The organism is Acuticoccus yangtzensis, from assembly GCF_001927245.1.
Classification (GTDB): domain Bacteria; phylum Pseudomonadota; class Alphaproteobacteria; order Rhizobiales; family Amorphaceae; genus Acuticoccus; species Acuticoccus yangtzensis.
The window spans coordinates 106832-119744 of the sequence record NZ_MJUX01000007.1 but is presented as its reverse complement, the minus strand read 5'-3'; the positions used below and the strand labels follow the sequence as shown (position 1 = coordinate 119744).

General features: G+C 69.5%; 10 protein-coding genes. 9 read left to right on the top strand and 1 reads right to left on the bottom strand.

The window, feature by feature from the left end; genetic code table 11:
* Positions 1 to 51: 51 nt before the first annotated feature.
* The 4 genes from BIX52_RS16515 to BIX52_RS16500 all read left to right on the top strand — a co-directional run bounded on the left by BIX52_RS16515 (position 52) and on the right by BIX52_RS16500 (position 4441).
* A complete protein-coding gene (locus BIX52_RS16515) occupies positions 52 to 663 on the top strand; it encodes a glutathione S-transferase family protein (RefSeq protein WP_075222202.1) in 612 nt (203 codons plus the stop codon).
* Positions 664 to 753: 90 nt separating this feature from the next.
* Complete coding sequence (locus tag BIX52_RS16510) at positions 754 to 2058, top strand: homoserine dehydrogenase (protein ID WP_075222337.1); 1305 nt, start codon at positions 754 to 756, stop codon at positions 2056 to 2058.
* 179 nt (positions 2059 to 2237) lie between these two features.
* Positions 2238 to 3227: a class II fructose-bisphosphatase gene (gene glpX, locus BIX52_RS16505; RefSeq protein ID WP_075222201.1), complete on the top strand. Its 990-nt coding sequence runs from the start codon at positions 2238 to 2240 to the stop codon at positions 3225 to 3227.
* An 83-nt stretch (positions 3228 to 3310) separates the two neighbouring features.
* Complete coding sequence (locus BIX52_RS16500) at positions 3311 to 4441, top strand: amidase family protein (RefSeq protein ID WP_075222200.1); 1131 nt, start codon at positions 3311 to 3313, stop codon at positions 4439 to 4441.
* Between the two features lie 238 nt (positions 4442 to 4679).
* Here BIX52_RS16500 and recJ read toward each other — a convergent pair whose 3' ends face one another.
* Positions 4680 to 6527 (bottom strand): single-stranded-DNA-specific exonuclease RecJ, encoded by a 1848-nt coding sequence (gene recJ / locus BIX52_RS16495; protein ID WP_342743842.1) that lies wholly within the window; start codon positions 6525 to 6527, stop codon positions 4680 to 4682.
* A gap of 219 nt (positions 6528 to 6746) precedes the next feature.
* Here recJ and BIX52_RS16490 point away from each other — a divergent pair, with 219 nt between their 5' ends.
* From BIX52_RS16490 to BIX52_RS16470, 5 genes are all read left to right on the top strand, one after another.
* A complete protein-coding gene (locus BIX52_RS16490; protein WP_139312791.1) occupies positions 6747 to 7085 on the top strand; it encodes a PepSY domain-containing protein in 339 nt (112 codons plus the stop codon).
* 74 nt (positions 7086 to 7159) lie between these two features.
* On the top strand, positions 7160 to 7831 hold the full coding sequence (locus BIX52_RS16485) for a response regulator transcription factor (protein WP_075222198.1): 672 nt from the start codon (positions 7160 to 7162) through the stop codon (positions 7829 to 7831).
* Positions 7832 to 7865: 34 nt separating this feature from the next.
* On the top strand, positions 7866 to 9248 hold the full coding sequence (locus BIX52_RS16480) for an ATP-binding protein (RefSeq protein WP_075222197.1): 1383 nt from the start codon (positions 7866 to 7868) through the stop codon (positions 9246 to 9248).
* Between the two features lie 111 nt (positions 9249 to 9359).
* Positions 9360 to 12152, top strand: a complete 2793-nt coding sequence (locus BIX52_RS16475) for a valine--tRNA ligase (protein ID WP_075222196.1) — start codon at positions 9360 to 9362, stop codon at positions 12150 to 12152.
* 2 nt (positions 12153 to 12154) lie between these two features.
* Positions 12155 to 12913, top strand: a complete 759-nt coding sequence (locus BIX52_RS16470) for a class I SAM-dependent methyltransferase (RefSeq protein ID WP_075222195.1) — start codon at positions 12155 to 12157, stop codon at positions 12911 to 12913.

The window sequence follows — 12913 nt, the reverse complement described above, 5'->3', positions numbered from 1 at the left end:
GGGCGCGTCCGCGTCCGGTGAACAACCCTCTGACGAAGAGCGTGTCGGCCTATGTTGCTTTGGTACACACGAGGTTCGCCGTACGCCGACAAGGCGCGGATCGCGGTTCACGAGCTTGGGCTGGTGGACCGTGTGAGCCTGATCGAGTCGCAAGACGACGGACGAGCCTCGGGCCGGACCTGGTCACAGATGCCGGTTCTCGTACCCTATAATGAAGAGCCGATTTTCGACCTCGGCGAGATCATCGCATTCCTCAACCACGAGGCGGGCGGCGGCCTTTATCCGCGCGATCCCGCTGCCTACTACCGGGCGATCGCCATGGACATGGTGGCCGACCGGGCGATCAAGGCGGCCGTCGTTCTGGCGGAAGCCGAAGCCGATCCGGGCCAGCCGCGGGACCGGTTGGGCCTCAACCGCCTCTGGCTCTCCATCAACGTTTCGCTCGACATCTTGGAGCGGGACCGATTTGCCGGGGCGCCCTGCGCGTCCGAATTCTCCGCGGCGGCGCTGTGCCGCTTCCTGGCGGCGCATTGGCCCGAACGCTTCTCCGCCACCCGCCAATCCCACGTCGCCGGCTGGTACGCCGCATTCGCCTGCCGCCCGTCCATGACCGCGCTCACGGCGGCCGCAGGCATGCGCGGCCGCCCCCCTTCCGAGGGCTGAGCGAAGGCGAGACGACGAAAAGGTCCTGGCCATGCCGGGCGGAATGCGCTTTGAGAACACCGCGTTCAACATCGTCAGCAAAGGTTGCCCGTGTCCGACACCCTCAAAATCGCCATCGCCGGCCTCGGGACCGTCGGTGCGTCCACCATCAAGCTCCTCCAGGCCGAGCCGACGCACGGCGGGTCCGGCCGCAACATCGAGGTGGTCGCCGTCTCCGCGCGCAACCGCTCGCGCGACCGTGGAGTGGACCTCTCCGGCATCAGCTGGGTCGATGATCCGGTCGACCTCGCCAAGACCGAGGCGGACGTCTTCGTCGAGCTGATCGGCGGGGCGGGGGGCGCGGCGCTGGCCGCCGTGGAAGCCGCGCTGACGAGCGGCAAGGCGGTCGTCACCGCCAACAAGGCGCTGCTCGCCGAGCACGGCATGCGCCTCGTCGCCATGGCCGAAGCCTCCGGTGTGCCGCTCCTCTACGAAGCCGCCGTGGCGGGGGCGATCCCGGCGATCCGCACTGTGCGCGACGGGTTGGCCGGGGTGCCGATCTCTTCGGTTCTGGGCATCATGAACGGCACCTGCAACTATATCCTGACCCGCATGGAGACGGACGGCATCGGCTTCGACGAGTGCCTGGCCGACGCCCAGCGCCTAGGCTACGCGGAGGCCGACCCCACCTTCGACGTCGACGGGTTCGACACCGCCCACAAGCTCGCCATTCTCGCCTCCATCGCCTTCACGACGGAGATCGACGCGGAGGCGATGAACGTCGAGGGCATCCGCAATATCGAAGCCGCCGACATCGCCGCCGCGGCCGAGCTCGGCTTCCGCATCAAGCTCCTCGGCATCGCCACCATGACCGAGGACGGTGTCGATCAGCGCGTTCACCCGACCATGGTGCCGCGCGGCACCGCGCTGGCCGAGACGTCCGGCGTCACCAACGCCGTTTCGGTGCGGGGCCCGGCGTTCAACGAACTCGTCCTGTCAGGGCCGGGGGCTGGCGGCATGGCGACGGCTTCGGCGGTCGTGTCCGACCTAACGGACCTCGCCCGCGGTCTCGCCCCGCGCCCGCTCGGCCGCCCCGCCGCCTCGCTGCTGCCGTTCCAGAAGCCCAAGGCGGGCGGACACCGCGGCGCCTTCTACGTGCGCCTGCCGATCGCCGACCGCGCCGGCGCCTTCGCCTCGCTCGCCAAGAACATGGCCGCGGAGGGGATCAGCCTGGAGCAGATCGTGCAGAAGACGCCGCACCGGCCCGAGCATCTGCCGCCGCTCAGCGAGCAGACCGTCATCCTGGTGACCTACCCGACCGACGAGGCGGCCCTCATGCGCGCCCTGGCGGCGATCGAGGCGGAAGGCATCGTCGTGCGCAAGCCACACGTCATCCGCATCGCCCAGACGCTCTGACTCTCGCGGCAGGCGGCCGGGCGCGAGAGGGGGGCGAAAGCCACACTTTCGCCCACTTGCACACGGCAAAGGCACACCGCGTGCGATTGTGGCGGTTGCAACGTGCGCTAATGATTGCACGCAGCCTGCCGACACGGCACAAGGGATGCCTTCCCAGAAGCGGAGACCTGACGAAGGCCATGGCTGAAGATAAAACACCGCAGGGCGGGCTCGACCGCGTTCTGACCGTCGAGATCATGCGCGTGACCGAGCGCGCCGCGGTGGCCGCTGCCCGGCTGCGTGGCCGCGGGGACGAGAAGGCCGCCGACCAGGCCGCCGTCGACGCGATGCGCCGCGAACTGAATCGCCTCGCGATCGAAGGCATCGTCGTCATCGGCGAGGGTGAGCGCGACGAGGCGCCGATGCTCTATATCGGCGAAGCGGTCGGCGCCGGCGGCCAGCGCGTCGACATCGCGCTCGACCCGCTCGAAGGCACCACCCTGTGCGCGAAAGACATGCCGAACTCCATCGCCACCTTGGCGATGGCGCAGGGCGGCGCCCTTCTGAACGCGCCCGACGTCTACATGCAGAAGCTCGCCGTCGGCCCCGGCTATCCGGAAGGCTTCATCGAGCTCGACATGCCGACGAAGGAGATCGTCGCCCGCGTCGCCAAGGAAAAGGGCGTCCCGCAGAACGAGATCACCGCCTGCGTGCTCGACCGTCCGCGCCACACCGACCTCATCGCCGAGCTGCGTGAGACGGGCGTTGCCGTGCGCCTCATCTCCGACGGTGACGTGGCCGGCGTGATCAACACGACCAACCCGCTGGAGTCGGGCATCGACCTTTATATCGGCGTCGGCGCCGCGCCCGAGGGCGTCCTCGCCGCGGCGGCGCTGCGCTGCGTCGGCGGTCAGATGCAGGGCCGCCTCATCCTCGACACCGAGGAGCGCCGCTCCCGCGCCGAGCGCATGGCCATCTCCGATCCCAACAAGATCTACACCCACGAGGAGATGGCGCAGGGCGACGTCTACTTCTCGGCCACCGGCGTGACCGACGGCAACCTCGTGAAGGGCGTGCGCTTCCACCCCGAATATATCGAGACCGAGACCATCGTGATGCGCTCGCTGCACGGCACCGTACGCACGATCAAGGCGCGTCACACGAACTTCGCCAAGTTCGCGATGGTCTGACCGCGCCGCCGGGTTGCCCCGGCGCAGAGAATTTTGCCCGGCGGGTTGTCAGACCGATCCGCCGGTCTACACCGAAAGCTGTGATGGCTTTCAACGACCCCCATAACGCCTTCGTTGACCTGACCGACGAGGCCGCCGCGCCGGTCCCCGGACGGCCGCGCCTCGCGGTCAAGGACATGATCGCCGTCAAGGGATGCCTGCAGACCGCGGGCCTTGCCGCACGGGCGGACGTGCGGGCCGCGGCCGACGCCGCGGCCGTGGTGCGTTTTCGCCGTGCGGGCTACGCGGTCCTCGGCACGACGCGGAGCGATGGGGCGGGCTTCGGCACGATGACCGCCGCAGTCGCCAACCCCACGTTTCCGGGCCGGGCGGTGGGCGGGTCCAGCGGCGGCGCCGCAGCGGCCGTGGCGGGCGGCCTCGCCGACATCGGCCTCGGTACCGACACGGGCGGCTCGGTGCGCATCCCCGCCGCCTATTGCGGCCTCCTCGCCTTCAAGCCGACGCCCGAACGGGTGGACATGGCCGGCGTTCTGCCGCTGTCCGAAACCTTCGATGTTCTGGGCGTGATGGCGCGGGACATGGGCGCATTGTCCGCTGCCGCGCCGCTCCTCGTCGACAGGTGGGCCCCGTCCGACGCCGCCACGCCGCCGGTCCTGCGCTATGCCGCCGAAGAGCTCGCCGACATGGACCCCGCCGTGTCGGAGCCCTTCGCCGCCCTCGTCGCGCGGTGGGGGGCGGGGCCGATGGACAACCCCGTACCCTACCACTCCGTCGCCATGGCCCATTCCGACATCGTCTGCGCCGAAGGTTTGCGCGTGCACGAAGCCGCATTCGCCCGCGCGCCGCATTTGTTCCCGCCGGTGACCGCCAGCGCGCTCGCCTATGCCGAGACCGTGCCGCCAGGGCGTATCGCCAGCGCGTACCAAACCGCCGCGGCGGTCCGTGCGGCATGGCGCCAGGCGCTGGGGCCTGGCGAGGTGCTGGTGTTGCCGACGCTGCCCATGCCGCCCGCCGACCGCTGGGCCGAGCGCGTCACCGTCGCCGGCGAGGACATGCCCGTGACCAACGCCAACATCCGCCTGACGCTGACCTTCAACGTGGCTGGGCTGCCGGTGGTGGTGGCACCCGTGGACGGATTGTCGATGCAGTTCGTCGCCGCGGCCGGGGCGGATGAGTGGTTGCTCGAGGCGGTGGCGGGGCTGCTGGCGCGCTGAGGCGACGGCCGAGCGAGCGGGACCTCCGTAGCGAGGGTGTTCCCCCTCGCGCTCCCCCACCTCGCCGGTGGGCAGGCTTCCATCCGTGGGATGGAAGCCAAATCGAGGCTGTGGAGGAGTTGGGCGGGGTCAAGCATCCATGCTCCCCATGCTCGCCCGCCCCCCAAGAGGGCGGTCTGCGCGTGGGTCCGCGTGGATGCTTGACCCCGCCCAACTCCTCCGAAGGAAGCATCTGCGGTCAGGCGGCGTGGCGGACCGCTGCGGCGATTTCGGCGACGTCGACGATGGAGATTTCCGCGCGGGGGACGCCGCGGAAGGCGCCGTGGGCGACTTCGACGGCGAGGTTCACCGTGGCGCCGCGCGCCGCCCGGAGCCGCTCGCCCACCGGACCGGCCGAGCGAAACAGCATCGCCTCCACCGACGGACCGGCGCGGCCTGCGAGCCGCAGCTTCAGGACGTCGCCCGACCCGACCGGCATCACGTGCTCCACCTGCGCACCGTCCAGCGCGATGACCGGGCGCGGGCGGGCAGCGCCCCACGGACCGTGCTCGGTGAGGAGGCGGGCCAAAGGCTCGTCGATCGCCCCCGGCGCGGCGATGGCGTCGATCTTCAGCGTGTCGGCCGCCATCGCGGCGCGCACCGTGTCGCCCAGCCGCTCTGTCAGGAAGGCGGTGAGGCGCTCGATCCCCTCCGGCGCAACCGTGAGGCCCGCCGCCATCGCGTGGCCGCCGCCCTTGATGAGAAGCCCGTCCGCCGCCGCCTCGCGGATCGCAAGGCCGAGGTCCACACCCGGCATGGAGCGGCCGGAACCTGTGCCGTGGGTGTCCGTCAGCCCGATCGCCACGGCCGGGCGGCGGAACCGCTCCTTCAGCCGCGCCGCCACCAGGCCGACAACGCCAGGATGCCACGGCCCCGCCACCACGATCACCGGCGCCGCCTCGTCCACCAGCGCCGTCGCCTCGGTCAGCGCCGCGGTTTCCAGGCTGCGGCGCTCGCGGTTGAGGCGGTCGAGCTCGGCGGCGATGTGCTCCGCCTCCGCCGGGTCGTCAGACGTCAGAAGCCGCGCCCCGAGGCCCGATTGGCCGATCCGCCCGCCCGCGTTGATGCGCGGCCCCAGCACGTAGCCGAGGTGTCCCGCGTCCACCGGACCGCCCAGCCGCGCCACCGCGGTGAGCGCGGCGAGGCCGAGATTGTCGCGCCGCCGGAGCGCCACGAGGCCGCGCGTGACGAAAGCGCGGTTCAGCGGCGACAGCGGCACCACGTCCGCCACCGTGCCGAGCGCCACGCAGTCGAGGAGCGGCATCAGGCTCGGCTCGGACCCGGCGGCGAAGGCGCCGCGGCGGCGCATCTCGCGCATGAGCCCCACCATCACCACGAAGGCGACGCCGACCGCGGCGCAGCTTCCGAGGCCCGACAGATCGTCCGGCCGGTTGGGGTTCACCACCGCGTCCGCCGGGGCGAGCGTCGTCACCGGGTGGTGGTCGATCACGAGGACGGTGAGGCCGCGCGCCTTGGCCGCCTCGATGGGGTCGATCGCCCCCGCCCCGCAGTCGAGGCAAAGGACGATGTCGGCCCCCTCGTCGGCGATGGCGTTCATCGCCGGCACGGACGGGCCGTAGCCGTCGGTCAGCCGGTCGGGGATGACGATGCGCGCCGCCGCGCCGAGGAGGGCGAGCGTGCGGGCGACCACGGCGGCGGAGGTCGCCCCGTCGACATCGTAGTCGGCGAAGAGGACGATGCGCTCGGACTTCTCCACCGCGTCGGCGAGGCGGGCGACGAGGGCGTCGCAATCGGTCAGTCGCGACGGATCGGGCAGAAGGTCGCGGATGGTGGGGGCCAACTCGCGGTCGGCATTGTCAAGCGTCACGCCTCGGCCCGCCAGCACTCGGGCGGCGATCTCCGGCAGCGCGTGCCGCTGGGCCAGCGCCATGGCGGTACGCTCGCCGGTCTCGTCCAGCCGGCGCATCCATCGGCGGCCCGACAGCGACTGCGTGACCCCCAGCACCGGCGGCGTGTGCACCGACTGGGGCGACCTCAGCTCATGGGCGGACTGCTGGACGAAAGGTTGAACGGACTCTTGGGGCAAAGGGGCACACTCGTGACGCGACGTGTCTCGACCTTCACCCGATGCCACTCGGATTTGATGAGGAATTTATGAAGATCCCCGACTTCCGAGCCGCGCCGATGAAAAGATGTGGACGACCCGGCTCGCCGGCGGATGCCGCCGGTTGACCGGACGGCCGCGTTCGGGGCCGGCGCATCCGTTCATTGGATATACACGGGCGAAACGATAAGTCTTCCCATCATGCGCCTCATTCGGACCATATTCGCCGCTCTTCTGATGCTCACCGCCTCCAGCATGCTCGCCGGGACGGGGCTCGGCCTCGCCGTGGGGCTTGATCATCTGGCCGGACCCGCTATGGCGCAGGGCGGCTGCCTGTCCCAAAGCGCGCAGCGGCAGGCGATCCAGTCGGGCGATGCGGTGCGGCCGGGCGCCATCGGCCAGCGCCTCGGCGGAAAAGTGTTGCGGCTCAGCTTGTGCGAGGGGGCCGGCGGCCTCACCTGGCGCGTGACCGTGCTGCAGGGGGACGGCCGCGTCGTCGAGCGCGAGGTGGATGCCCGCAGCGGTCGCCCGCTGCGGTGAGTCGGGCAGCGGTCGGCCGCTGCGGTTGAGAAGAACGTTTCCGGGCATGACCCGGCGGGCAAGGAGAAGACGTGATGCGTGTGCTCGTCGTGGAAGACGATCGGGATCTGAACCGCCAAGTCTGCGATGCGCTGAAGGCCGGCGGCTACGCAGTGGACACCGCCTTCGACGGCGAGGAGGGCCACTTCCTCGGCGACACCGAGCCTTACGACTGCGCCATCCTCGACCTCGGTCTTCCCGAACTCGACGGCATTTCCGTGCTGGAACGCTGGCGCAAGAACGGCCGCGCGATGCCCGTCCTTGTGCTGACGGCGCGCGACCGCTGGTCCGACAAGGTGGCCGGGATCGACGCGGGCGCCGACGATTATGTGACGAAGCCGTTCCACATGGAGGAGGTTCTGGCGCGGGTGCGTGCCCTCATCCGCCGTGCCGCCGGCAATGCGTCTAACGATTATACCTGCGGCCCCGTCCAGCTCGACGCGCGGGCGAGCCGGGTGACGGTGGACGGCAGCCTCATCAAGCTGACCTCGCACGAGTATCGGGTGCTGCATTATCTGATGCTGCACCAGGGGCGGATCGTCTCGCGCACGGAGCTGACCGAGCACCTCTACGACCAGGACTTCGACCGCGATTCCAACACCATCGAGGTGTTCATCGGCCGCCTGCGCAAGAAGCTCGGCACCGACATCATCGAGACCGTGCGCGGCCTCGGCTACCGGGTGACCGCGCCGGACGAGGCCGCTTGAGGCGGCGCCACCCCGCACCGGAGGGCGCGGCCCGGTGACGTTGTGGCCGAAATCACTCTCCGCGCGGCTGCTGCTCACGTCCTTCGCGTGGGCGCTCTTCGCCCTGGTGGCGACGGGTCTCGTCCTCGTCTCCGCCTTCCGCACCACCGTGGAAGCGCGGTTCGACGATACGCTCGGCGTCTACCTCGCCATGCTGGTGGCCCAGCTCTCCGAGGCGCAGGACGACCGCTATGGCGGCATCCCTCCCGATCTCGGCGAGCCGCGCTTCGTGCTGCCGCTCTCCGGCTGGTACTGGATGGTGATGGACGCCGACGACGGCGAGGTGATGCAGACCTCCGAATCGCTGGCGGGCGACGTGATCGACCTGTCGCCGGACTTCATCCGCTCGGTCGGCTTCACGCTGCGCCAGAGCTACGCGCGCGGTCCCGCGGGCGATCCACTGCGGCTCGTCTCACGCCGTGTCGCCTTCGCCGATGGGCGGTGGGTGCTCGTCGTGGTTTCCGGCGAAGCGGCCACCATCGCCGACGACACCGCCGCTTTTGGGACGCGCCTTGCGCTCTATCTCGGGCTTTTCGCGGTGGTGCTGGTGGCCGTCACCTTCATTCACTGGCGCATCAGTCTGCGCCCGCTGACCGCGCTGGGGGCCGAGCTGCAAGCCGTGCGTGAAGGGAAGGTGCGCCACGTCTCCACCAAGTTCCCGACCGAGATCGCCCCCGTGGCCGACGCGCTGAACACGCTGATCGACGCCAATCAGGCCACGTTGGAGCGCGCGCGGCGGCATGTCGGCAACCTCGCCCATGCGCTCAAAACGCCGCTCAGCGTGCTCCTCAACGATGCCGCGGGCACCAGCGAGCCCCTCGCCCGATCGGTGCGCGAGCAGGTCAACACCATGCAGCGCCAGGTGCGCTACTATCTCGACCGGGCGCAGATGGCGGCGCAGGATCGCTTCGTCGCCACCACCACCGATGTCGGCCCGGTGATCGACCGCATGCACCGCGCCATGTCGCGTCTCGGCGAAGCGCGCGGGCTCGAACTCACGCTGGAGCGGCCGGACGGGCTGCAGTTCGCGGGCGAGCAGCAGGACTTCGAGGAGATCGTCGGCAACCTCGTCGACAACGGCATGAAATGGGCGGACACCACCGTTGCCATCCGCGTGATGCCGAGCGGGGAGGTGCTGCCGGGCTCCGCCTTCAAACGCGCCTTCACCGTGGCGATCGAGGACGACGGGCCGGGGCTGACGGAGGCCGAGCGCGCCGAGGTGGTCTCGCGCGGCAAGCGGCTCGACCAGACCAAGCCCGGCAGCGGCCTCGGCCTCTCCATCGTCTCGGAGCTGGTGGAGCTTTATGGCGGCCGGCTGGAGCTCGGCGCGGCGGATCTCGGCGGCCTCAAGGTGACGGTGGTCCTGCCGCGCGCCTGACCGAAAGGCCCGCTGCCGCATCAGATCGGGCCGTGTTAAGGAGCCATACGCAACGGCATCGTTGACGAAGGGCGGTGAGGGGTCTTAGGCACACCGTCTGAGGGTGGATCCATGTTCGAAAAGACCTATGACGCCGGCTCGATCGAGCCGCGTATTCGTGAAGTTTGGCAAGATGCCGAGGCGTTCCGTGCAGGTGCCGGCGCGGCGAAGGATGCGGACCCGTTCTGCATCGTCATCCCGCCGCCGAACGTCACCGGCTCGCTGCACATGGGCCACGCCCTCAACAACACGCTGCAGGACGTGCTCGTGCGGTTCGAGCGGATGCGCGGCAAGGACGTCCTGTGGCAGCCGGGCACCGATCACGCGGGCATCGCCACGCAGATGGTGGTCGAGCGTCAGTTGGCCGCCAACGGCGAGCCGACCCGGCGCGAGATGGGGCGCGAGGCCTTCCTCGAGCGTGTCTGGTCGTGGAAGGAGGAGTCGGGCGGGGCGATCAAAGGCCAGCTCGACCGTCTCGGCGCGTCCTGCGACTGGTCGCGCGAACGCTTTACAATGGATGCGGGCCTCTCCGAAGCGGTGCTCACCGTCTTCGTCCGGCTGCACAAGCAGGGCCTCATCTACCGCGACAAGCGGTTGGTGAACTGGGACCCGAAATTCTTCACCGCCATCTCGGATCTCGAAGTCGAGTCCAAGGAGGTGAAGGGCACGCTCACCCACTTCCGCTACCCGCTGGAGGGCGTCACCTTCGACGCCGATGATCCGTCCACCTACATCGTCGTCGCCACGACCCGGCCGGAGACGATGCTGGGCGACACCGCCGTCGCCGTCCACCCGGAGGACGAGCGCTACCAGCACCTCATCGGCAAGAACGTCGTTCTGCCCATCGTCGGCCGGAAGATCCCCATCGTCGGCGATACCTATTCGGACCCGGAGAAGGGCTCTGGCGCGGTGAAGATCACCCCCGCCCACGACTTCAACGACTTCGAGGTCGGCAAGCGGCACAAGCTTCGCGTCATCAACATCTTCGACGAGCAGGCCGCCATCGCCCTGAAGGGCAATGCCGACTTCGCCGAAGGGCTGGATGCGGGCGTCGTCCACGCCATCGTCACCGAGCTTGAAGGCAAGGACCGGTTCGAGGCGCGGAAGCGCGTCGTCGAGGTGCTGGAGCAGCAGGGTTTCGTCGAGAAGATCGAGGACAACGTCCACATGGTCCCGTTCGGGGACCGTTCGGGCGTGCCGATCGAGCCGTTCCTGACCGACCAGTGGTACGTGAACGCCAAGCGCCTCGCCGGGCCCGCGATGGAGGCCGTGCACGAGGGCAAGACCCAGTTCGTGCCCGCCAACTGGTCCAAGACCTATTTCGAGTGGATGGAGAACATCCAGCCCTGGTGCGTCTCGCGCCAGCTCTGGTGGGGCCACCAGATCCCGGCCTGGTACGGGCCGGACGGGAAGATCTTCGTCGAGCGGTCCGAGGCGGACGTCGCCCGCATGGCGCAGATCCACTATGGCGGCGACGTCACCTTCGCCACCCGCGCCGAGGCGATGGCCGCGTGGGAGGATCCGGAGACCACCGGCACCGTCCTCTACCGCGACGAGGACGTGCTGGACACCTGGTTCTCGTCCGCCCTGTGGCCGTTCTCGACGCTCGGCTGGCCGGAGCGCACGCCGGAGCTGCGGAAATATTATCCCACCTCGGTGCTCTCCACCGGGTTCGACATCATCTTCTTCTGGGTCGCCCGGATGATGATGATGGGCATGCACTTCCTCAACCAGGTGCCGTTCGACACCGTCTACATCCACGCCCTCGTCCGTGACGAGAAGGGCGCGAAGATGTCGAAATCGAAGGGCAACGTCGTCGACCCGCTGGAACTCATGGACGAGTTCGGCGCCGACGCGCTGCGCTTCACCCTCGCCGCGATGGCCGCCCAGGGCCGCGACGTGAAGATCGCCAAGGCGCGCGTCCAGGGCTACCGCAACTTCGCGACCAAGCTGTGGAACGCGACCCGCTTCGCCGACATGAACGAATGCCGGATCGACCCGGCCTTCGTTCCGTCCGAGGCCAAGGGCACCCTGTCGCGCTGGATCATCACCGAAGCCTCGCGCACGGCGAACGAGGTGACGCGCGGCATCGAGACGTTCCGCTTCAACGATGCTGCGGCGTCGATCTACCGCTTCACCTGGAACCTCTTCTGCGACTGGTTCCTTGAGCTCTCGAAGCCCGCACTGATGGGCGACAACGAGGCCGAGAAGGCGGAGCTGCGAGCGGTGACGGCCTACGTCATCGACCAGATCCTGATCATGCTGCACCCGTTCATGCCCTTCATCACCGAGGAGCTGTGGCAGATCACGGCCGACCAGGCGGGCATCCAGCGCGACACGCTGCTGATCCACGCCCCGTGGCCGGTGAACGGGTTCGAGGACGCGGGCGCGGCGGACGAGATCAACTTCGTCGTCGACCTCATCACCGCGGTGCGCTCGCTGCGGGCGGAGTCCAACGTTCCGGCGGCCACCGAGGCCGAGGTCGTCGTCGTCGGCGGCTCGCGGCTGCAGGAGGGCTGGCTCGCCTATCACGACGCCGCCATCCGCCGCCTTGCCAGAGCCAACGCGCTGAAGGTGTCGGACGTCGCCCCGCCCAACGCGGCGCAGTCGGTGGTGGGCGACGTGGTGGCGTGCCTGCCGCTCGCCGGCCTCGTCGACCTGGAGGCGGAGCGCGCGCGTCTCGCCAAGGAGCTGAAGCGGCTGGAGGGCGAGATCGGCAAGATCGACGGGCGCCTGTCCAACCCGAAGTTCCTCGAGAAGGCGGACGCCGACACCATCCAAGAGCAGCGCGAGAAGCGGGCCGAGGCGGAGGCCAAGCGCGAGAAGCTGGAGGCCGCGATCGGCCGCCTGGACCCGGTGTCGTGACGATGGAGAATGCGCCCGTCCAAACGTGGTCGGCCGCGACCTACGATGCCAATGCGCGGTTCGTGTCGGACCTAGCCGAAGGCATCTTCGAGTGGCTGGCCCCGCGCCCTGGCGAGCGCATCCTGGACCTCGGCTGCGGCGACGGCGTGCTGACCCAGCGCATCGCCGCCGCCGGCTCCGAAGTGACCGGCCTCGATTCCAGCATCGACTTCGTGCGCGCCGCGACGTCGCGCGGGATCGATGCGCGTTTAGGCGACGGAATGGCGCTGGATTTCGACGGTGAGTTCGACGCGGTCTTCTCCAACGCGGCGCTGCATTGGATGCGCGATGCCGAAGCGGTGGCGACCGGCGTGCGGCGGGCGCTGAAGCGAGGCGGCCGCTTCGTCGGCGAGTTCGGCGGGCACGGCAATGTGGCCGCGCTGCGCACCGCGCTGGCGGCCCTCGCGCCGCGGTTCGGGGTGAGCCCGAGCCTCGCCGACCCGTGGTATTTCCCGACGCCCGAGGGATACCGTACGCTGCTCGAAGGAGCGGGCTTCGAGGTCGCGCGCTGCGTCCTCGTCCCGCGGCCGACGCTGTTGCCCGAAACCGGCCTCAAAGGTTGGATCGAAACCTTCATGACGCCATATCTTGCCGAAGCGGGGTCCGCCCGGTCGTCCGTCCTGGAGGCCGCGGAGACGCTGCTGGCGCCAATCCTGCGCGACGACAAGGGCGTCTGGACCGCGGACTATATCCGCCTTCGCTTTGAAGCCTACGCGATCTGA

Bases quoted from the DNA above. Each gene is read 5' to 3' on its own strand.
- glpX (WP_075222201.1), top strand. From the start codon at position 2,238: ATGGCTGAAGATAAAACACCGCAGGGCGGGCTCGACCGCGTTCTGACC.
- BIX52_RS16490 (WP_139312791.1), top strand. From the start codon at position 6,747: ATGCGCCTCATTCGGACCATATTCGCCGCTCTTCTGATGCTCACCGCC.
- BIX52_RS16475 (WP_075222196.1), top strand. From the start codon at position 9,360: ATGTTCGAAAAGACCTATGACGCCGGCTCGATCGAGCCGCGTATTCGT.
- BIX52_RS16485 (WP_075222198.1), top strand. From the start codon at position 7,160: ATGCGTGTGCTCGTCGTGGAAGACGATCGGGATCTGAACCGCCAAGTC.
- BIX52_RS16500 (WP_075222200.1), top strand. From the start codon at position 3,311: ATGGCTTTCAACGACCCCCATAACGCCTTCGTTGACCTGACCGACGAG.
- BIX52_RS16470 (WP_075222195.1), top strand. From the start codon at position 12,155: ATGGAGAATGCGCCCGTCCAAACGTGGTCGGCCGCGACCTACGATGCC.
- BIX52_RS16515 (WP_075222202.1), top strand. From the start codon at position 52: ATGTTGCTTTGGTACACACGAGGTTCGCCGTACGCCGACAAGGCGCGG.